At 60.9% G+C, this 21,075-nt stretch carries 21 protein-coding genes; 15 read left to right on the plus strand and 6 right to left on the minus strand.

Going from position 1 to position 21,075, the window contains the following annotated elements:
• Positions 1-108 precede the first annotated feature (108 nt).
• The 13 genes from V7Q39_RS01250 (at position 109) to V7Q39_RS01310 (ending at position 11,633) form a co-directional block, all read left to right on the plus strand.
• On the plus strand, positions 109-1,395 hold the full coding sequence (locus V7Q39_RS01250) for a transporter substrate-binding domain-containing protein (RefSeq protein ID WP_333814410.1): 1,287 nt from the start codon (positions 109-111) through the stop codon (positions 1,393-1,395).
• Between the two features lie 126 nt (positions 1,396-1,521).
• Positions 1,522-2,415 (plus strand): urea ABC transporter permease subunit UrtB, encoded by an 894-nt coding sequence (gene urtB, locus V7Q39_RS01255; RefSeq protein WP_333814412.1) that lies wholly within the window; start codon positions 1,522-1,524, stop codon positions 2,413-2,415.
• Between the two features lie 11 nt (positions 2,416-2,426).
• Positions 2,427-3,524: an urea ABC transporter permease subunit UrtC gene (gene urtC, locus V7Q39_RS01260; RefSeq protein ID WP_333814413.1), complete on the plus strand. Its 1,098-nt coding sequence runs from the start codon at positions 2,427-2,429 to the stop codon at positions 3,522-3,524.
• Positions 3,524-4,330 (plus strand): urea ABC transporter ATP-binding protein UrtD, encoded by an 807-nt coding sequence (urtD, locus tag V7Q39_RS01265; RefSeq protein ID WP_333814414.1) that lies wholly within the window; start codon positions 3,524-3,526, stop codon positions 4,328-4,330. The genes urtC and urtD overlap by 1 nt, the downstream gene beginning before the upstream one ends.
• Positions 4,323-5,018: an urea ABC transporter ATP-binding subunit UrtE gene (gene urtE / locus V7Q39_RS01270; protein WP_333814415.1), complete on the plus strand. Its 696-nt coding sequence runs from the start codon at positions 4,323-4,325 to the stop codon at positions 5,016-5,018. The genes urtD and urtE overlap by 8 nt, the downstream gene beginning before the upstream one ends.
• A gap of 9 nt (positions 5,019-5,027) precedes the next feature.
• Complete coding sequence (gene ureE / locus V7Q39_RS01275; protein WP_333814416.1) at positions 5,028-5,486, plus strand: urease accessory protein UreE; 459 nt, start codon at positions 5,028-5,030, stop codon at positions 5,484-5,486.
• Positions 5,479-6,162: an urease accessory protein UreF gene (locus V7Q39_RS01280; RefSeq protein WP_333814417.1), complete on the plus strand. Its 684-nt coding sequence runs from the start codon at positions 5,479-5,481 to the stop codon at positions 6,160-6,162. Before ureE ends, V7Q39_RS01280 begins: the two co-directional genes overlap by 8 nt.
• A gap of 16 nt (positions 6,163-6,178) precedes the next feature.
• Positions 6,179-6,871 (plus strand): urease subunit beta, encoded by a 693-nt coding sequence (gene ureB / locus V7Q39_RS01285; RefSeq protein ID WP_333814418.1) that lies wholly within the window; start codon positions 6,179-6,181, stop codon positions 6,869-6,871.
• A 3-nt stretch (positions 6,872-6,874) separates the two neighbouring features.
• Entirely contained in the window at positions 6,875-8,587 is a 1,713-nt protein-coding gene (ureC, locus tag V7Q39_RS01290; RefSeq protein WP_333814419.1) for an urease subunit alpha, read from the plus strand.
• 8 nt (positions 8,588-8,595) lie between these two features.
• Positions 8,596-9,249 carry an urease accessory protein UreG gene (gene ureG, locus V7Q39_RS01295; RefSeq protein WP_333814420.1) on the plus strand — a complete coding sequence of 218 codons (654 nt, stop codon included), beginning with the start codon at positions 8,596-8,598 and terminating at the stop codon, positions 9,247-9,249.
• A 169-nt stretch (positions 9,250-9,418) separates the two neighbouring features.
• Positions 9,419-10,117, plus strand: coding sequence for an urease accessory protein UreD (locus V7Q39_RS01300; RefSeq protein WP_333814421.1), 699 nt, complete (start codon positions 9,419-9,421; stop codon positions 10,115-10,117).
• 113 nt (positions 10,118-10,230) lie between these two features.
• A complete protein-coding gene (locus V7Q39_RS01305; protein WP_333814423.1) occupies positions 10,231-10,806 on the plus strand; it encodes a HupE/UreJ family protein in 576 nt (191 codons plus the stop codon).
• Between the two features lie 125 nt (positions 10,807-10,931).
• A complete protein-coding gene (locus tag V7Q39_RS01310; protein ID WP_333814424.1) occupies positions 10,932-11,633 on the plus strand; it encodes a helix-turn-helix domain-containing protein in 702 nt (233 codons plus the stop codon).
• A gap of 380 nt (positions 11,634-12,013) precedes the next feature.
• Here V7Q39_RS01310 and grxB read toward each other — a convergent pair whose 3' ends face one another.
• Positions 12,014-12,682 (minus strand): glutaredoxin 2, encoded by a 669-nt coding sequence (gene grxB / locus V7Q39_RS01315; RefSeq protein WP_333814425.1) that lies wholly within the window; start codon positions 12,680-12,682, stop codon positions 12,014-12,016.
• Between the two features lie 8 nt (positions 12,683-12,690).
• Positions 12,691-13,683 carry an MDR family oxidoreductase gene (locus tag V7Q39_RS01320; protein ID WP_333814427.1) on the minus strand — a complete coding sequence of 331 codons (993 nt, stop codon included), beginning with the start codon at positions 13,681-13,683 and terminating at the stop codon, positions 12,691-12,693.
• Positions 13,684-13,817: 134 nt separating this feature from the next.
• Between V7Q39_RS01320 and V7Q39_RS01325 the strand changes: the two genes are divergently transcribed.
• Positions 13,818-15,014: an MFS transporter gene (locus tag V7Q39_RS01325; protein ID WP_333814428.1), complete on the plus strand. Its 1,197-nt coding sequence runs from the start codon at positions 13,818-13,820 to the stop codon at positions 15,012-15,014.
• Between the two features lie 64 nt (positions 15,015-15,078).
• A complete protein-coding gene (locus tag V7Q39_RS01330) occupies positions 15,079-16,548 on the plus strand; it encodes a flavin-containing monooxygenase (protein WP_333814430.1) in 1,470 nt (489 codons plus the stop codon).
• Positions 16,549-16,600: 52 nt separating this feature from the next.
• Here the strand turns inward: V7Q39_RS01330 and V7Q39_RS01335 are convergent, their stop codons facing one another.
• From V7Q39_RS01335 to V7Q39_RS01350, 4 genes are read right to left on the minus strand one after another with little or no spacing between them, the layout of a single operon-like run.
• Positions 16,601-17,551 carry a carbohydrate kinase family protein gene (locus V7Q39_RS01335; protein ID WP_333814431.1) on the minus strand — a complete coding sequence of 317 codons (951 nt, stop codon included), beginning with the start codon at positions 17,549-17,551 and terminating at the stop codon, positions 16,601-16,603.
• Positions 17,551-18,534, minus strand: coding sequence for an ABC transporter permease (locus V7Q39_RS01340; RefSeq protein ID WP_333814432.1), 984 nt, complete (start codon positions 18,532-18,534; stop codon positions 17,551-17,553). The genes V7Q39_RS01335 and V7Q39_RS01340 overlap by 1 nt, the downstream gene beginning before the upstream one ends.
• Before the next feature lies 1 nt (position 18,535).
• Complete coding sequence (locus V7Q39_RS01345) at positions 18,536-19,549, minus strand: ABC transporter permease (protein WP_333814433.1); 1,014 nt, start codon at positions 19,547-19,549, stop codon at positions 18,536-18,538.
• Positions 19,546-21,072 (minus strand): sugar ABC transporter ATP-binding protein, encoded by a 1,527-nt coding sequence (locus V7Q39_RS01350; protein WP_333814434.1) that lies wholly within the window; start codon positions 21,070-21,072, stop codon positions 19,546-19,548. Before V7Q39_RS01350 ends, V7Q39_RS01345 begins: the two co-directional genes overlap by 4 nt.
• Positions 21,073-21,075 lie beyond the last annotated feature (3 nt).

Here is a 21,075-nt window from a genome sequence, read left to right on the forward strand (position 1 = left end):
TTCTTTGTGTGCTGACCGACACTCCTGATCACAGAAACAATCAAACGCACAAAGCCTTGGCTTTTGCCTGAGGAACAATTGTGCCCATTAGACCGATGGGAGGTCTTGATGCCTAACTTCTGGAATCGGAGAAAGTTTCTAAAGACATCTGCGTTTGCCGGCGCTGCGGTGAGCGGTATTCCACACATCTGGATCAAAGACGACAGCTTGATGGCAAATGCCGCTACTGGCGACACGATCGACGTGGGTGTTCTCTTTTCCCTGACGGGCCCGCTAGAAGTGCCGGAGCGCTCGCTGTCTGATGTGACGCGAATGGCGATCAATGAGATCAACTCGGCGGGCGGCATCTCTGGTCGCATGATCAATCCGATCGTCGAAGATGGTGCCTCGGACCCAAAAATCTACAGCGAGAAAGCCAGCAAGCTGGTGATCAGTGACAAGACTGTCACGACTTTCGGTTCCTATACCACCGCTTCACGGCTCGCTGCTCGACCCGTGTTCGAAAAACGGAAAAATCTGTACTTCTATCCGACGTTCTACGAAGGGTCGGAATGCTCGCAGAACATCGTTTACACCGGGGCGGTTCCGAACCAGCAACTCTACAATCTCGTGCCCTGGATGGTGAACACGCTCGGCAAGAAAAAGATATTCATCGTCGGGTCGAACTATGCCTATCCGAAAGGCATGGCTCAGGTGTCGAAGTCACTTCTTGAGGCGAATAACGCCGAATGGGTCGCGGACGAGTATCTGGAACTGGGCGACACCGAATGGGGCGCCATGGTCACAAAGATCAAGAACTCTGGCTGTGACGCGGTTCTGTCAAATGTGGTTTCCGGCCCCTCCATCTCGGCCTTCTATCGGGAATTCCGCAACGCTGGCATGACCCAGGAGGAGGTGCCGATTTGCGCCACGGTCGCCTCAGAGATCGAGATTGCGGCGATGGGAGCCGAATTTGCAGCAGGCTCATATTCATCCTTCCCGTACTTCCAGGCAATAGATCGCCCAGAGAACCATGACTTCATTCAAAGGTGGCGCGACTTCAGCAAGGATCCGGCGGCGGTAACGCACCACCCGCTCGAGTCCTCCTATTTCCAGGTTTATATCTGGAAGCAGGCCGTCGAGACAGTTCTGAACGCCGGCGAAGATCTTACACCGATGGCTATTCGCGAAGCGACGCGCGGACAGGAATTCGACGCTCCCGGCGGCACCGTGAAGATTCACCCCGATAACATGCATACCTATCTGAGACCACGCATCGCGCAATGGGGTGACGATGGCCAAGGCAAGATCATCGATGAAGAGGATCTGACCTGCCCGCTGCCCTATGCGATCTCCGGTGAAACGGAAGACAACCTTTACTGCACGGCAGCTGGCTTGGATTCTAGCAAGCTCTGATATCCCAGCCGAATTGAGCAGTGTCTCCGCGCATCAAGATTTGCTGGGCGGAGATTTATGGCGCACGTGGTCGGGTGAGTAACGCCGACCCGGAACCAGAACTTCGGACGACAGGACCAGACAAAGATGATCGAATCCATCTTTCTTGGATTAAGCGTAGGCTCGATTCTTCTACTTATCGCCCTGGGCCTCAGTATCACATATGGGGCGATGGGCATCATCAACATGGCCCATGGCGAACTGCTGATGATTGGCGCCTACTGTGCGGTGCTCACGCGCATTCATCTGAGCTTCAACATGTACATGGCCATTCCCGTGGCGTTCATCGTCGCGGCCGCAGTCGGTTTCATCATAGAGTACTTTGTCGTCCGAAGATTGTACAGCCGCCTGATGGATACGCTCCTGGCAACATGGGGAATCGCAATCATCTTACAGCAGCTGATACGACTGGAGTTCGGCCTGCCATTCCTAGGAATTCACGTCGAGGGATTGGGACCTGGCCTTCAGAACTCCGGCATGCCCTCCGGCCTTCAGGGCAGCTTTCACCTCCTCGGCGCAAATATCCCCATCTTCCGTACGTTTGTCATCTTTGTGTCGCTCGCAGCCTTCTGCCTAACCTGGGCCATTATCTACAAAACATCGCTTGGAACCCAGCTGCGCGCGGTAACACGCAACGCAAAAATGGCTGCAGCCTGCGGTGTCAACGTCAAGCGCGTCAATACGCTCGCCTTCTCATATGGAGCAGGCATCGCGGGGATTGCCGGCGTGCTGCTTTCGGGATTTCAGTCAGTGAAACCGGACATGGGCTCATCGTTCGTCATTGATGGCTTCCTGGTTGTGGTGACTGGGGGAGTCAACAGCCTTCTCGGCACCCTGTTCTCTGCGGGCATTCTCGGCGAGGTACGAGCCCTGCTTGCGATCCTGTGGAACGACGTCCTCGCCCAGGCTGCAGTATTCTTTGGGGTGATCATCATCATCATTCTGCGGCCCCAAGGCCTTTTCTTCACGAAATCCCGGTGAGGTGGCGCGATATGTTCTCGGATAAGAAACTGGAAGCGCTCTCCTATATCGCGTTCATCGCCTTCATATTCATCTTGCCGCTGTTCATGGATGAATTCTGGCTAAGTCGCTTCGCGAAGTATCTCGTCTTCGGAATGTGCGGCGTCGCGATCAGCCTCAGCTGGGGGTATGCCGGCATCCTGAACTTGGGACAGGGAATGTTCTTCGGCATTGGGGCCTATTCAATCGCTTTTTCTCTCAAGCTTGCCGGCTCTGATAAGGCAGGAGGATCCACGCCGATCCCGGATTTCATGCTGCTGAACGCCGAACCGAACGCACCCCCGGAGTTGGGGCAGATCGTTACCGGATCTTGGATCTGGGTTCCATTCCAATCGCAATGGTTCGGTTTTGCGATGGGGCTTCTCGTGCCAGGTGTTTTCGCAGGTTTGGTTGCCTATATCCTAGGGCGAAGCCGGGTGTCCGGCGTCTATGTGGCGATTATTACGCTATCCCTGACCTTGCTGGGCAGGCTCCTGTTAGTGGACCAACAGCAGGTCACCGGCGGCTTCAACGGAATCACAAATATGGGATACTTCGACCTATTTGGTCTAGAACTCGATCCCTATTTTAAAAATACCTACTACGTCATCGCAATCTGTCTGACGGTAGTCTTGTTAGGTCTTCGCTGGCTGGTTTCTACTAAGGCAGGTCTGATCCTGCAGGGCATTCGCGATAACCAGAATAGGGCACGATATCTTGGGTATTCGGTCTCGGCCTATCAGGTGTTCTTTTTCGTCATCTCCGCAATCGTCGCCGGTCTGGCCGGAGTGCTTTACGTGATCGTGTCCGAGTTTGCGTCGCCGACCTTCCTCGATATCACCTTCTCGGTGACTATGGTTGTCTGGGCGGCCGTTGGCGGCAGGACCTCGCTACTCGGTGCTTGTATTGGCGCTATCCTGCTCAACTATGTGGGCGCGACGCTCAGCGAAACCGAGAGCCTGCTTTATGCTTGGCAACTTCTCATCGGTGTAATCTTTCTTGCCATTGTGCTGTGGCTTCCCAATGGCTTGGCCGGACTGGCGACTGATCTGGTGCGCAAGCTTTCCGGGCGCAAAGGCACGGCGACCTGATGATGTTATCCGGCCATGATCTGAAACTCGTCGAGCGGGTAAACATGATACAATCGAGCGCAAACTTTGTAGTCGAGAACCTGGAAGTCAGCTTCAATGGCTTCAAGGCTGTCGACGGCATGAATCTGAAGATCTACGATGGTGAACTCCGCGTTCTTTTGGGTGCGAATGGCGCCGGAAAGACAACTTTGATGGATTTGATCAGCGGTCGGACGAAGTCGACGGGTGGGAAAGTCCTTCTCAACGGGAAAAACATCACAAACTGGGAGGAGCATTTGATTGCCCGGGAAGGCATAGGGCGCAAGTTCCAGATTCCCAATGTTTTCAGAGAACTTACCGTTCGCCAAAACTTCCTGATAGCAGATTGCCGACAGACGGGTGTCTTTTCGAACGTGCTGAAAGGTATCGGGCGGACGCTGCCGGAAAATGTTCAGTATGCAGTGGAACTGACGGAACTCGGCGACGTGCTGGACCGTGAAGCAGCGATCCTGAGCCATGGGCAGACGCAATGGCTCGAGATCGGCATGCTTCTTGTCCAGAATCCCCAGCTTATTCTTTTGGATGAGCCTACAGCGGGAATGACGGCGCAGGAAACCCAGAAGACTGCGGAGATTATTACACGGCTTAAGGGGCAGCATACGATCCTTGTCGTTGAGCATGACATGGGATTTGTCCGTGCGATCTGCGAAAGAATCACGGTGATGCACCAAGGTCGCAACCTCGCCGAAGGCACGGTGAAAGAGATAGAGAACAGCGAAGCCGTCAAGGCAGCTTATCTCGGCAGCGGAGGGATTGGGCATGCTTGAACTTGCTCAGGTCAACTCCTTCTATGGGAAAAGCCATATCCTCCATGACGTGAACATGGTTGTGCAGCGGAACTCGATCCACGCCGTTCTTGGGCGCAATGGTGTGGGCAAAACAACCCTGCTGAGCTGTATTATGGGCCTGACAGATAGCTCTCGCGGATCGATAAAGCTCGATGGATTGGAGATCATCGATTTGCCGACCCACCAGCGGGCCAGGTCCGGAATTGCGATCGTGCCGCAGGGGCGGCAAATTTTCCCGGATTTCAGTGTCCGAGACAATATCCTGATGGGCGGATTTGCGCATCCCCAGGGCAAGCGCAGGGTGCCGGATCTTGTCACCGAACTCTTCCCCTACCTACGCGACAATATGGACCGGCAAGGCGGGTTGCTGTCGGGCGGCCAGCAGCAGCAGTTGGCAATCGCGCGAGCCCTGGCGTCGGAGCCGAAGATCCTGCTCATGGACGAGCCGACCGAAGGCATCCAGCCCAACATCGTCGAACAGATCGAACGGACGATCATGCGTCTGAACGCGGAGTTCGGGCTGACGATTATCCTGGTCGAACAGAATATCCGCTTCTGCCGCGAAGCGGCGCAACGGTTCCACATCTTCGAAAAGGGCAGGCCTGTGGTCGGCGGATCCATTGATGGGCTGACCGAGGACGTCGTTCACAAACACCTGTCGGTATGAGGAGGCACAATGGTTCAGATACTTGACACGATACTCGGATACGCCTCGGAACCGCAGTTTTCCGAGGCGCTGCACCGGCTTGAGCATCACGACCGCGTCGAGCTGCTGACTATTGCGCCGGATGATATCGCGCGGCGGCGGTTCCGTCTGACAACCGACCGTGGGACCGATTGCGCTATCAACCTGCCGCGCGAGGTCGGGTTGTCGGACGGCGCTATCCTTGCGCTGTCGGACGAACGCGCCATCATCGTGCGGCTGAGCGAGCGCGAATGGCTGACGCTTGCGGCCCCTAACCTGAGTGCGGCGCTGGAGTTGGGCTATTTTGTCGGCAACCTGCACTGGAAGGTGCGCTTTGCTGAGGGGCAAATCCTCGTGGCGTTGGAAGGGCCGCGCCAGACCTATCTGGAGCGGCTGGAAGCAATGCGGGCTGAGGGCAAGGTCCTGATCGGGGGAGAGGGGAATGCCTGACCCCCTGCTTGCCACGCTGTCGGTGTTGCAACATGCCGACAGCATGTTCCCCAATGGCGCGGTCAGCTTTTCATGGGGACTGGAGGCCCTGTGCAATAGGGGCGTCGTGGCCGGGAAGGAAGACCTGACCGAGTTCATGGCAGCGCATATCGAGGGTCGCTGGGCCGATCTGGACAGGCCCGTCGTGGTCCATGCGCTAGCGGCTGGAGAGGATTTGGTCAGGCTGGCCGATCTGGACCGGCTCGTCGAGGCGCAGTCTCTGGCGGCCGAGTTGCGCCTTGGCTCGACCCGGATGGGCAATGCGCTCTTGAACGTACACCGACGGCTGAGGACGCCACTGGCGGCGGAATATCTGGGGCTGATTCAAGCCGACCAGGCCCTTGGCCATATCGCGGTGGCGCAGGGGATGATCTGGGGCCGATTGGGGCTTAGCGCGGAGCAGGCGCAGTTGATGTCGGCACATGGCCTATGCACGGGAATTCTGGGCGCGGCGATCCGGCTGTCGGTCATCGGCCATATGGACGCCCAGGCGATCCATGGCCGTCTATTGCCGCTGATCGAGGCGGTTCTGCGGCAACCGATCTGCCCGCCCGAGGCACTGCACAGCTTCACGCCACAGATCGATATCGCATCGATGAACCACGAAACCGACGAAATGCGTCTGTTCGTGAACTAGAAGCAGGGAGGGCAGGATGCTTCTAACACCTACCGAGATGGAACGGCTGACCATTTTCACAGTCGCCGAGATCGCGCGCCGCCGCAGGGCGCGAGGACTTAAGCTCAATCACCCGGAATCTGTCGCCTATATCACCGATGAGATACTAGAAGGCGCGCGCGATGGGCGCAGCGTGGCCGATCTGATTTCCTACGGATCGACGCTGCTCAGCACCGACGACGTGATGCCCGGCGTGGCCGACCTGATCTCGATCATTCAAGTCGAGCCGCTGTTTCCCGACGGCACGAAGCTAGTGACGGTGCATGGCCCGATCCGCCCAGGCATGCATGTCGTGGAGGGTGTCGAGCCGGGTGAGTTGGTGGTGGACGAGGGCGAGATCGAGATCAACCGCGGCCGCCGCACAACCCGCATCAAGGTGCGCAACACCGGTGACCGTCCGGTGCAGATCGGCTCGCACTACCATTTCTTCGAGACCAACCGGGCGCTGGATTTCGACCGGGCTGCCGCCTACGGGCTGCGCCTCGACATTCCGGCCGGCACGGCTGTGCGCTTCGAACCCGGGGAGGCGAAGGAGGTAACCCTGACGGAATTCGGCGGCAATCAGGAGCTTTACGGGCTGAACGGCTTGACCAACGGGTCGGCCAGAAGTGCCGAGAACAAGGAGCTTGCCCTGCAACGGGCTCGCGACGGCGGCTTTAAGGGAGCGTGAGTCATGGCTTGGATGACGCGGAAGGAATATGCCCGGATGTATGGCCCGACCAAGGGCGATGCGCTGCGGCTGGGCGACACCGAGCTTTTTGCCGAGGTCGAGCACGATTTCCTGGTGCCGGGAGATGAATGCCTGCACGGCGGCGGCAAAACGCTGCGCGACGGGCTTGGCCTGACGGCGGGGTATGACAGCGCGATGGGGGCGCTGGACATGCTCTTGTGCAATGCCACAGTGATCGATCCCGTGGTCGGCATTGTGAAGGGCGACATCGGCGTCAAGGACGGTCGCATCGTCGCCATCGGCAAGGCTGGCAATCCCGATGTGATGGACGGCGTCCACCCGAAGTTGATCTGTGGTGCGGCAACCACGGTGCGCGATGCCGAGGGGTTGATCGTGACTCCGGGCGGCATCGACGTGCACGTGCACTTCGACAGCGCGCAGCTATGCGACCATGCTATTGCCTCTGGGATCACCACGCTGATGGGGGGATCGCTTGGGCCGATCACTGTCGGCATCGACTGTGGTGGCGCCTTCAACGTCGGCAAGATGATCCAGGCGGCGGAAAGCTTTCCGGTAAACTTCGGCTTCCTCGGCCGAGGCAATACCTCCAAGCCACGGTCGATCTACGATCAGATCCTTGGTGGGGCGGTCGGGCTGAAGATCCACGAGGACTGGGGATCGATGCCTGCCGCCATCGACACCTGCCTCACGGTCGCGGACGAACTGGATTTCCAGGTTCAGATACACACTGACACGCTGAACGAAAGCGGCTTTCTGGAAAGCACACTGGCGGCGATCAAAGGCCGCACGATCCACATGTATCATACCGAGGGCGCCGGTGGCGGCCATGCCCCGGATGTCATCCGGGTGGCGGGAGAGATGAACTGCCTACCGTCCTCGACCAACCCGACCAATCCCTTCACGGTCAACACCTTCGACGAACACCTCGACATGACGATGGTGTGTCACCACCTCAGCCCCTCGATCCCCGAGGATGTGGCCTTTGCCGAAAGCCGCATCCGCGCCCAGACCATCGCGGCTGAAGACATCCTGCATGACATCGGCGCCATTTCGATGCTGGGGTCCGACAGCCAGGGCATGGGCCGGATCGGCGAAGTCATTGCGCGGACCTGGCAGCTGGCGTCGAAGATGAAGACCCAGCGCGGGCGACTAGCGCAGGAAAAGACCGCGCGCGGCGACAACGAGCGCATCAAGCGCTACATCGCCAAATACACCATCAATGCCGCCAAGAGCTTTGGCATCGACGCGCACGTCGGCTCGATCGAGCCGGGGAAACTGGCCGATTTGGTGGTCTGGAAACCCGGCTTCTTTGGGATAAAGCCCGAAATCGTCATCAAGGGCGGTTTCATCGCATGGGGTGCCATGGGCGACAGCGCTGCGTCGCTGATGACCTGCGAGCCGGTCCTGATGCGGCCGCAATGGGGCGCCTTCGGCATGGCCAGCAAGGAAACATCGGCCGTTTTCGTGCATCCCTCTGCGATCGAGGATGATCTGGCCGGCAAGCTGCGCGTCAACAAGATGCTGTTGCCGGCACGTGGCACCCGCAGCCTGACCAAACGGGACATGCTGCACAACGACCTCTGCCCGAACATCCGGGTCGATCCACAGACCTTCGATGTGTTTGTGGACGGAGAAAAGGCTTGGTGCGAACCGGCCGAGAAACTGCCACTCGCCCAGCTTTACATGTTCAGATAGGGGGTCACATGAACCAGGCAGCAACACCACAAAAGGGTACACCCGCCCGAAAGACAGCGGCCCGGGTAGGTATCGGTGGCCCGGTTGGATCGGGCAAGACCGCGCTGATCGAACGCCTGATCCCTGCACTGACTACGCGGGGTGTCGAAGTGGCGGTTGTCACGAACGACCTCGTCACCAAGGAAGATGCTCTGCGGCTGCAACGCTCGGGGCTTATCGACCCCGCCCGGGTTCTGGCTGTCGAGGCCGGGGCCTGCCCTCATACCGTGATCCGCGAGGATCCCTCGCTCAATCTCGCCGCCGCCGCCAGGCTGGACGTCCTGTTTCCAAATGCGGATGTGATCTTCATTGAAAGCGGTGGAGACAATCTGGCATCGACCTTTTCGCTCGATCTGGTCGATTACTGGCTGTTCGTCATTGATACGGCTGGCGGCGACGACATCCCGCGCAAGAAAGGCCCGGGAATCATCCGGTGCGATACCCTTGTAATCAACAAGATTGATCTCGCCCCCTATGTCGGCGTGAATGTCGAGATGATGCTGCAGGAAGCCCTTGCAGTCCGATCTGGCAAGCCCGTGATCCTGACTGATTGCAAACGGCTGACCGGGCTCGATGAGCTGGTTGAACGGCTTCTGCATGATGTGTTGTTCACCCATGCCTGACGGAACTGTCTCGGACACAGCTTTGACTCCTGCTCTCGCCAAGCGGGGTAGGTTGCAGCTGTCCTTCACACGGGCGCCAGCAGGACGGACGTTTCTGAGCAAGCAATTCTCGTCCTATCCCTTCCACCTCTGCCGCCCCCTCTATCTCGACGACGGGTCTATGGGCGGCATGGCCACGATCTACACCCAATCCTGTTCTGGTGGGCTCTACTCGCTCGACCGGCTGGCAACGATGATCGAGGTCGGCCCAAACGCGCAGGCACAGGTGACCTCGCAAGCCTCGACGATTATCCACCGCGCCACCTATGGCGGCGCCGAACAGTTCTGCGAGATTTCCGCCGCCGCCGGAGCGCTGGTCGAATACCTTCCTGAAGCGGCAATCCTGTTTCCCGGCGCCAGACTGAAATCCGCGACTACGCTTCGGGTCGACGCCGCGGCTAGCGCAATCCTGTTCGACAGTTTTCTCACCCATGACCCCTCGGACTCAGGACAGGTCTTCGACCTGTTCGAGAACGACTTGCGCGTAATCACACCCGAGGGCAAACCCCTGGCCATCGACCGGTTTCGCGTCACGGGCGCGGATTTTGCGCGAAGCGGGATCGGTCGGATGGGCGGGTTCACCTGCCACGGCAGTGTCATCGTGATTGCCCCGGGCGTCGATATCGAGCGGTGCATCGCGAACGCCCGCGAGTCGCTCGTCGGCTTTGAGGACGGTGCGATCGGCATCTCACAGCTCCCGCTGGCCAATGGCTTTTCGGCCCGGATTATCGCGCGTGACGCAATCCCATTGAAAAGAGCCACCCTATCACTTTGGAACCTGGCGCGCATGGCGATAACCGGGCATCCCCCCAAGCCGCGTCGAAAATGACGGACCGGGTTTTCAAGGATAGCGATGGTTCTGGATCGTTCGAAACTCGCGAAAACTGATCGAATGAAATCACTTACGGCAATCGAAGCTACTCAAAATGACAGGAGCGTACAATGAAAACAGCACGTCTCACGACCGCCATGATTTTGCTTCCGAGTGTTGCGCTTGCACATCCGGGCAACCACGCTATCGGCGGCTTGGCGGCTGGCCTCCTTCACCCGGTCACTGGAGTTGACCACCTCGCTGCGATGGTGGCCGTCGGCATCCTCGGTGCGATGCGGGGCGGGTCAGCTGTCTGGCAGTTTCCTCTGACATTTATCAGCATGATGATTGTCGGTGCGCTTATGGCGGGTTCCGATATCCCGCTCTTCGCTGTGGAACCCGCGATCGTACTGTCGTCGATCGTTCTTGGAGCGATGATCCTGCTGAGCCTGCAGCCCAGGACAGCGATCTCGCTGGGTATCGTTGGGGCGTTCGCGCTGTTTCATGGGCACGCCCATGGAGCTGAGGTGGTTCAGGGCACGACTTGGGCAACCTTCATCTTAGGATTTGTTGCATCCACGGCGGCCTTGCATCTTGTCGGTGTCAGTTGTGCATTGGCCGCTCGCGAAAACGCGGCGACCTTCAGGCGGTTGGCGGGCTTCACTATTGCAGGGGTGGGTGCCCTTGCCGGCGTCGGTCTTATCTGACGTATCCGTAAAGTCCCCAACTCTCCCGAGCGGGCGTACTGGCCGGCGTCTTGGAATTGATGCCGGTCCTTTTTTTCGCTGCCAGCCAATTGGTCTGCGCTCAATCGACATCACAGGTTTGGATCATGCCTCGCAACGTCAAGCTCCAGCCGGGATCGCCGGACCGGGCTCTCCGCGCAAGCAGCGAAAGCGAGGCTTTTCGCAGCGACAAGGATCTCAATCAGGATTCTCATCAGATCCGATCGGATTCCGCTCGCGGCCTCGGCAATGCCATTGGTCAGGAAGTTCGCGCGATGAGGCGCGGTCGACGCATGACGATTTCCGATCTCGCCCAGGCAACCGGCGTATCCCCGAGCATGCTCTCCAGAATGGAGAACGGGAGTGCCTGTCCCTCCATCGCTACGTTGCATCTGCTGAGCCGCGCTCTTTCCGCCCCGCCCTCTGTTTTCTTCCGCAGCTATGACAGGAAACACGACGTCCAATTCGTAAAGGCGGGTCAAGATGTCGAGACGGCGCCAAGTCACAACGCCGACGGTCAGCGGCATCTTCTTCTCAAGGACCTCGATTCATCTGAATCGGGGTTGCTGGTGGCGCCCTATCTTATTGTTTTAGATGAAACATCAGTGCTTCAACGCGACACATGCCAGAGCGGCGTCAAGCTGATCTACATGCTGGATGGGGAAGTGATCTACCGCTATGGCGTGCAGGTCTTTCACCTTTGTTCGGGCGATAGCCTGTTCTTCTTCGCGGATGTCCCGCATGGCCCAGAAACCGTCGTCGCGCCAGGTGCGCGCTACATTTCCGTCACCAGCAGCCTACGCCCTTGACTGATTTTCGGTCCAGGATCCGCGATGAAGGTCTCGCCTTTGCGTCGGACAGTCTACGATCCCGGCACCCCACGCCCAAAACAAGCTGAGCGTCCCACACGGCAGCATTGGGCGGAACCTTCTGGGTGTTCAACCGTCCTTCCATCAGTGGACGGTTTGGGAATGGAGGCCCAGAAGGTCCAGTGCCCTCTCGGCCGTGTAATCGGCGATCTACGGGCCGATCATCAGTGATGCTCTTGGCGCTGGTCTTCCACGGCGTGGCCAGAGTCCCTGGTCGCGATTGCGATCTGCGTTTTCATCACGTGACGCGCTCAAAAGTCCCGGAAGCCAGTGACGTTGGACACAGCGTACCCCTCTTGAGCACGCCCGGCGACAAGCCGCTACCCCGCTGCAAGCCCGTTTCCTCTGACGGCACCCTCACGCTGCCCGAGGTCATGGAGGCTGAAGCCAGTCAATGAAGCGATTCTGTCGTAGTAGTCCTGAACATCCCGATTGGCCGGCATTGCGTTGACGATATTGATCGAGCGGAGCATCGGAAACAGCAGGATATCATCGATGCCCACCTGATGCGTCCGAGGAAGAATCGTGCTCAATTCGTGCAATCCACGTTCCATGTCGCTCATCAGCTTTCCGCTGCGTTCAAGAAGGCGCGTGAACGGCCCATAGGCCCTCTCCTTTGCTTCAACAAAGGCCGCCCGCGCCCTGGCCGTACGGAATTCGGGGAGCCCCGGATTGGCGACGCGGGGAAGGACAAGCCCGTAGATCGTTGCTTTCCACCGCGCGAGCCATTCGGTGATTTCTTCACGCGGCGTCTGATCGAAACTGCGGTGCCCCGACAAACCGTCGATCTTCTGCAGGATGTCCAGGCTCTCTCCCATAATGCCATCGGCGTCCTCGAGAATCGGCAGCATCTTGCGGCCGATCAGGCGTCCTGGAGTTTCCTCGTCATCATAGGACAAGTAGATCTCTTCGACAGGCAATGCCTTGAGATGAAACCCCATCTGTACACGAACACAGTAGGGACAATGGGAGTAGAGGTAGAGCTTCATCGTCGCCCTCAGGCATTCACATCGACGACGACACGGCCCTGCACACCGCCTTTCAGGATCGCAGCCCCAAGTGCGGGCAGATCGGCCATGCCCGCGGGTTGCACCATGGTCTCCAGAAGATCGAGCGGCAGGTCACGTCCCACCCGTTCCCAGGCCTGAATGCGCCGGGCGGTTGGACACATCACGCTGTCGATGCCCAGGAGGTTGACCCCGCGCAGGAGGAAGGGAACAACTGTGGCAGGCAACGCCGCCCCACCCGCAAGCCCCACCGCCGCGACCGAGGCGCCATAGCGCATCTGACCCAGCACCCGCGCCAGCATTGCGCCGCCGACGGCATCGACACACCCGGCCCAGGTCTCGCTTTCCAGCGGGCGCTTGACCGTTTCGGCCAGATCGGCACGCGGCACGATGCGCGTGGCACCAAGGCGGGTCAGATAGTCGGCACTTTCAGGGCGCCCGGTAACGGCGGCCACTTCATGACCCAGACGCGCAAGAATAGCGGTCGCGACCGAGCCGACACCCCCCGCCGCCCCGGTCACAAGCACCGGGCCATTGCCGGGCTGCAGCCCGTGATTCTCGAGAGCCATAACCGCAAGCATGGCCGTGAAGCCGGCGGTGCCCACGGCCATTGCCTGCCGCGTGGTCAGACCCGCGGGCAGCGGGACCAGCCAGTCGGCCTTGACTCGCGCCCGGGTCGCATAGCCACCCCATTGCGCCTCACCCACGCGCCAACCGGTCAGCACCACCTTGTCGCCGGGAGCAAAACGCGGATCGACGCTTTTCTCGACAGTGCCGGCAAAATCGATGCCCGGCACATGCGGATAGCTGCGCACCAGCCCGCCGCCCGGACCAAGGCAAAGCCCATCCTTGTAGTTCAGGGTCGAATATTCGACCGCGACCGTCACCTCGCCTGCGGGCAGATCGGCATCGTCAACTTCGCGCACGGCCGCCGAGGTGGCCCCGTCGTCGCCCTTCGTCACCACCAATGCGCGAAAGCTCATCATTTCGTCTCCTGTTTCGTGCACGCCTATGGCGCAAGCATCTGCAATTTCTGGTTATGATCAGAATTTCGTTGACGGCGGCCGGCCTGTCAAGGACTATCCGGCCGAAGGTCTGAACGGAACCGCTGCGCGTCATGATTGCCCGCCCTCAAAGCCCTGCGCGCACCGTCGATGTGATCAGCATCGCAGCCCTAGCCATGGCCGAGATCCTCGCCATGAGCCTTTGGTTCATGGCCAGCGTGCTCTTGCCCGAGATGCGGGCCGAGGCGCCGCTTTCAGTCTGGCAAGCGGGGGCGCTTGCCACATCGGTACAGGCGGGTTTCGTTCTTGGGGCGCTGGGGCTGGCGATGCTGGGACTTGCCGACCGCCTTGATCCGCGCCGGATTTTCGCCGGATCAGCACTGCTTGCGGCGGCAGCCAATGCGGCGATGGTTCTGCTGGCGGCGGATCACTCCGGGCAGATCGTGCTGCGGGCTCTGGTGGGTGCCGCGCTCGCCGGGGTTTACCCGGTGGGGATGAAGATTGCAGTTGGCTGGACGACGGCGCGACGCGGAACGATGGTTGGTCTGCTGATCGGGGCGCTGACGGTCGGCTCGGCCGCATCGCATCTGATCGCCTTCGGAGGGGGCCACGGCTGGCGCACCCCGACTTTGATGGCGAGCGGATTGGCGGTGATGGCAGCGGGGCTTATGGCGGCGGTCCGGCTGGGACCGCACCACCAGCGCGCGCCCGGGTTTTCGTTCGGTGTCCTTGCGCTGGCGTGGCGCGACCGGAGGCTGCGGCTGGCCTATGCCGGTTATCTCGGCCATATGTGGGAGCTCTACGCCTTCTGGGCCTGGATCGGCAGCGTTCTGGCGCTGTCTCTTGCGGAAGGGCACGCGCGGCTGACCGCCTTTGCCGCCATCGCCTTGGGAGGGCTGGCCTGCCTGCCCGCAGGCGGCCTTGCCGACCGGATCGGCAAGGCTCAGGTCGCGCGCGCGGCGATGCTGATTTCAGCGCTGGCGGGCGTGGCAACTGCGGCAAGCCTTGGCGGACCCGCCGCCCTGACCATCCTTGCGGCAATGGTGTGGGGAGCCTCGGTCATTCCCGATTCTGCGCAGTTCTCGGCATTGGTGGCCGATGCCGCTCCGGCCGCGCGGGCAGGCAGCCTGATGACGCTGCAGACCGCGATCGGCTTTCTCTTCGCCGCGCTGAGTGTGCAGCTTCTTCCGTTGATCGCTGCCGCCCTGGGCTGGAGCGCAGCATTGTTGGTTCTGGTTCCCGGCCCGCTTCTGGGTGCGGTGGCAATGACACGGCTGATTGCCCTGCAGCGCGATCCGGCTGCGGAGTGAAACACGATTCAGCGGTCACCGGGAAAGGAGGCCCGGCCCGCAACAACACGGAGGAAATGAACGAATGACAAGGCAAGTCGCAATCATCGGCGGGGGCCCCGCGGGCCTTGCCGCCGCGCGTTGGCTGAAGGCGTGGGGCTTTGCCCCGATCCTGGTCGAGGCGCATGGCGAGATCGGCGGGCAGTGGAACGGATCGAACCCGATGTCGGGCGTCTGGCCCGAGATGCGAACCAATACGGCGCGGATCACCACCGCCTTTTCCGATCTCGACTATCCGGCAGAAGTGGCCGTCTTCCCGCGCAATCAGGAAGTGCTGGCCTATATGCGCCGCTATGCCGAGATGTTCGGCCTGCTGGAGAACGCCCGGCTGGGCACCCGGCTGGCTCGGCTGGAGCAGGTCGAAGGAGGCTATCGCCTGCTTCTCGAAAAGGATGGCATGGTCGAGGAAATGACCGTGCCAAATATCGTGATCGCCACCGGGCGCTACAACAAGCCCAATATTCCGGCCATCGCCGGGCTGGAAAGCTTTTCGGGCGAACTGGGGGCACGCCATGCCTTCCACTACAAATCGCCGGAAGAGTTTCGCGGCAAGCGCGTGGTCGTCGCGGGTGGCTCGATTTCAGCGCTGGAGATCGCCTCCGACTTGTCGATGCTGGGCAGCCGGGCAGTCTGGCTGTCGCAGCGGCGGCAGCGCTATGTGATGCCCAAGATGGTGCGCGGGGTACCACTGGAATACTACGCCTTTACCCGCGGCGGAGCGCTGATGCGCGACCACGCCACCGCAGACGAGCTGGACCGGGCGCAGCAGGAATTCGTGCTGACCTATGGCGGCGACCCGGCGCGCTATGGGGCGCCAAAACCACATACTGACATCCGTAAGGCGGGTTTCACCGGCAGTCAGCACTACCTGAACCTTGTCGCCGAAAACCGCCTCTCGGTGCGGCCATGGATCGCCCAGGTCGACGGCCAGACGGTGACATTCACCGACGGCAGTTCGGTCGAGGCGGATGGCATCATCATTGGCACCGGGTTCGATCTGAACCTGCCGTTCCTGTCCGATGCGATTGCGGCGACGCTGCGCGTAGATACCAAGGGGATGCGGGTGGCCGATTTCACTTTCCATCCTGATCTGCCCGGGCTGGCCCTGATGGGGCTCTGGCCGCAGCAGGGCCCTTACCCCGTGCCCTTCGAACAACAGGCCCGCTACATCGCCTATGCCTGGTCGGGCACGATTCCGGCGCCGACCAGGACTCAGCTTGCGGCGGGTCTGGCCGCCTGCGAGGCCGAGGGGCATTTCGATGATTATCGCGATCAGAACGAGATGGCGTTGCGCTTTGCCCGGCTGTGCGGCACCGATCCCGTGGGCGTTGGCGATGCGGCGTTGCAACGGATGCTTGAAGCCTCGGCCACGACGGCGATCATGTTCCGCATGACCGGCCCCGATGCGCTGCCCGATGCGGCCGATCGGTTCCGTGCGCAGTTCCGCCGCTTTGGCCCGGCTCTGGACGAAACCCGGGCTGCGCTGGCCTCGTGAATGCGAAAGGGCGGGCCAGCTTGACCCGCCCTGCCGCCTCGAAAACCGTGGATCAATGCGTGCGGAGAGGGAGCTTCTCCATTGCGGCCCATGTGTCTTCGAACGAAGTGAGCAGCCCCTGCGAGCCAAGTGCCATCGCCACCCGGGCCGAGGCTGCAGTGGCGAAGCGCAGGGTCTGTTCAAGATCCCAGTTCTTCGATAGCCCGGTAATCACCCCTGCGGTAAAGCAGTCGCCGCAGCCGGTGGTGTCGATCACCGGGATGTCATGCGCGGGCAGGCGCAAGGTCGCGCCATCTTCAGCCAGGGCAAAGACGCCCTCGCCTCCCAGCGTCAGCACCACGTTGCGCGCACCTTGATCGCGCAAGGCGCTGGCAACCTCCTGCGGCGCCGAAAGGCCGGTCAGTTCCCGCGCCTCCTCGATCGAGGGGATGAACCAGTCGGTCAGCGGCAGCATTGGCGCGACCAAAGCCGCAACGGCTGGGGTGGCCTGGATCAGGTCGAAGGTGGTGGTCAGCCCCTTTTTCTTGGCCGCCTGCATAAGCGAGACCGTAGGTGCCCCGTCAAAGCTGCGCAGCAAGCCGGTGCCACCGAGGTGCAGGATACGCGCATCAAGCGCAGCCTCATGCTGATCGGGCACCAGGGTGAAGAGGGCTGCGCTGCCCGGCACATGCAGAGCCGGGCGTTCGCCATTCGGGCGAACGGGCAGGATGGTGGCAGAAGTCTGGGTCGCGCCGGTACGGGCAATGCAGCTGCAATCCACGCCGTGCCCCTCCAGCGTGGAAACCATGTAGTCGCCCAAGGCATCGCTGCCCACAAGCGAGACGGCCCGCACTTTCTGCCCCAGAATGGCGCAGTCCAGCGCGGTTGCTCCGGCGGTGCCCGCCACCGTCATGCAGATTTCCTCGATATAGTCGGCACGCCCCCCCTCGGGAATGCGGGTGACGGGGCGGCCAAGGATATCGACGACATAGAAGCCGACGCAGGAGACGTCGAACTGCGGCATCAGTGCCCCCTGCCCCGCAGACCGAAGCTGAGCGCCAGAACTGCAAAGACCAGAACCCCGATGCCGACCTGCTGCCAGTAGAAATTCCAGCCGACCAACAACAGCCCGTTGCGGGTGACGGCCAACAGCAGCACCCCGATCAGCGTACCGATGACGCTGGGGCGACGCTGGGCCGAGATTGTGGTGCCGATGAAGCAGGCCCCGATGGCATCCAGCAGATAGGCGTCGCCCGACAGCGGCACATAGCTTTTCACCGTCGAGGACAACAGAATGCCGGTCACGCCGCAAAGCCCTGCCGCAATGATATAGACCAGCGAGGTATGGAACTGAACGCGGATGCCCGAGTACCAGGCAACACCCGGCTGTGCCCCGAGCGCGCGGATATAACGGCCGAAGACCGAGCGGTGCAGCAAGACGAAGACAGCGACCGCAATCACTGCAAGGATCAGCATCGGGGTGGGAATGCCCAGCACGTCGGATTTGACGATGGCGTTGAAGGTGGGGGCGTACTTGGCATTGGCCAGATAGACCGGCTTACCGCCGCCCGAGGCGATCTTCTGAACCGACTGTCCGATGAAGAGGATGCCCAGCGTGGCAAGGAAGGGGCTGATCTTCAGCCGGGTGATCAGCAGTGCGTTGATCAACCCGACCAGCAAGGCCGCCCCGATCCCCGCCGCCATGGCCACGCCGACGAAGACCCCGGCCTTCAGCAGCATGATGAACGCCATCGAGGCCATATCGACAGAGATGCCGACGGAAAGGTCGATCCCGCCCGAGCTTACCACGATCGTCATGCCGATGGCGACGATCGCCAGCATGACGACGTTGTTAAGGATCAGGTTGTAAAGATTCGCCGTGGTCAGGAAGCTGGGGGCCGCGATGGCGAAGCCGATGACAATCAGAAGCAATGCGACGATCACCGCATAGTTCGAAACTGCGCGCAGCCGGTCTTCGATGGGCATGGCTCTGGAAAGATTCATCATCTCATTTCCCCTGCGGCTTGGCGAAGGTGGTCACGGCAACGACCATCAGGATCAGGACGCCCTGCACGCCGTTGACCCAGTAGTAGGAAACGTTCGAGAGCTGGAACCCGTTGGCAAGAAAGCCGATGAACAGGGTGGACAGGATCGTGCCGCCCGCCGTCGGCACAAAGCGGCGCGAAAAGACCGTGCCCAGAAGGGCCGCTGCAAGGATTGCCAGAAGAAGTTGCCCGGTCGCAGTGGTCGAGGCAGAAAGCCGTGCCACCAGCAGGATTGCGGCAAACCCGGCACAGAAGCCGGAAAAGGCATAGGTGCCGGCAACATAGGCACCCACGTTGATGCCCGCCGCCCGGGCGGCCTCGGGGTGACCGCCCACGGCATAGAGCCTCAGGCCAGTGCGCGAATAGTGAATGGCCCAGATCATTGCCAGCGAGAAGAGGATGAAGATCCAGGCCAGCATCGACAGTCCAAGGAAGCGCCCGGTGGCAATGACCATCGTCACCGGCGAACTGACCCCGATCACCTGGTTCTCGGTGATAGTCAGCTCCAGACCGGCACTGATGTTCATCACCGCCAGCGTGGCCAACAAGGGCAGGATGCCCAGCCGGACCACAGCAACGGCGTTCAGAAGCCCCACCGCGATACCGGTTCCCAAGGTCGCCGCGGCGGAAGCCAGATCACCCCAGCCGCCGTTCAGCATCGTCGCATAGACCGCAGCACAAAGTCCGGTATTGGCGGCAATCGACAGGTCGATGCCACCGGTCTGAACATCGGTTCCCCCTCCGATCAGCACCACCGCCATGCCGAAGGACAGAACGCCCATGATGGCCGTCTGCTCTATCACGTTGAAGATGTTGGCGGGCGAGATGAAGCCCCGGGTGGTAAAGGCGAACCACGCCATGATCAGCACGAACATGGCCAGTGCGCCCAGACGCAGGAACAGGGTTCCCTTGCGGCGTCCCGTCCCTTCGGGTCGGGCGCCTGACCCGGCGGTTTCTGCAGTGGAGGTCATTGTCATGTCGTCTCCCTCGCGGTCGTACGCGATGCGCCCGAAGCCGCGGCCAGCAGGCTGTCGGTATCGGCTTCGGCGCGGGTGAATTCGTCGATCAGTTCGCCCCGGTAGATGACAAGCGTGCGGTCGCACATGCCCACCAGTTCTTCGAGTTCAGAAGACATCAGCAAGATCGCCGCCCCTTCTGCCGCCAGCCGGTTCATCAGGTTGTAGATTTCAACCTTGGCACCCACGTCCACCGCTACGGTCGGCTCGTCCAACACATAGATGCGCGACTGGCACGACAGCCATTTCGCAATGGCGACCTTCTGCTGGTTGCCGCCCGAGAGGTTCTTGACCAGATTGTGCCGGTGCGGGGTCTTGATCGAAAGCTCGCGGATCAGACCATCGACGATCTCGGCTTCCTTCTTCGACGAGACAAGGCCGCCCTTCGCATAGCGGCCCATAGAGGCCAGCGAGATGTTGTCGGCGATCGACAATCCCGCCGCGATGCCATGGGCACGGCGGTCTTCGGGCAGCATGGCAATGCGGCGGCCCACGGCCTGGACCGGATTGGCCACCGTCACCTCGACCCCGTCGATGGCGATCCGCCCGGCGTCAGGCCGGTCAAGACCGAAGAGGCACTGGATCAGTTCTTTCACGCCCGAGCCCAGCAGGCCCGTCAGCCCCACAACCTCGCCCGCGCGTATCGTCAGAGAAACATTGCGAAAGCTGCCCGCCAGCGACAGGCCCTGCACCTCAAGTACGGGTGCGCCGATCTGTGCCTGACGCGGCGGATACATCTCGCCCATGTCGCGGTTGATCATCATCGCCACGATCTGCTGGATCCCGGCGCTCTGCGGATCGACCACGCCGACATCGGTGCCGTTGCGCATCACGGTCACCTCGTCGCATATTTCCTCGATCTCCTGCATGTAATGCGAAATGAAGATCACCGCGATGCCGTCGTCACGCAGTCGGCGCAGCACGCGGAAGAGGCTGTCAACTTCGCGCTTGACCAGCGCGGCGGTTGGCTCGTCCAGCACCAGAATCTTGGCTTCCTGCGCCAGCGCGCGGGTGATCTGGACGATCTTCTGCTGGGCGGTGGTCAGGTCCTGAATCAGCGCATCACCCGGCAGGTCGAGATCGAAATACCGTTTGAGCAGATCGGCCGCACGACGGCGCATCGCCTTGTGGTTCAGGAAGGGACCGATCCGCGGCTCGTGCCGCAGAAAGATCGCCTCGGCCACCGTGGCGGTCGGCACCATCAGTCGGTCCTGGTGGATGAAATGGACCCCGAGCTTTTCGACCAGCGCAGGGGTCAGCCGGGCAATCTCGTTACCGTCAATGCGGATCGTTCCGGCATCGGGACGCAGGATACCGGCCAGAACCTTGATAATTGTGGATTTCCCGGCACCGTTTGCGCCGACCAATCCATGAATGGTTCCCCTGCGGATCGTGAGATTGGCCCCTTCAAGCGCCCGAACGGGGCCAAAACGCTTGGAAATCGCCTGCATCTCGATCACCGCGGAAGTTGTGTCCAACGGCATCCT

Origin of the sequence: Tabrizicola sp. (genome assembly GCF_036781545.1) — a bacterium.
In the GTDB taxonomy this organism is placed as follows: domain Bacteria; phylum Pseudomonadota; class Alphaproteobacteria; order Rhodobacterales; family Rhodobacteraceae; genus Tabrizicola.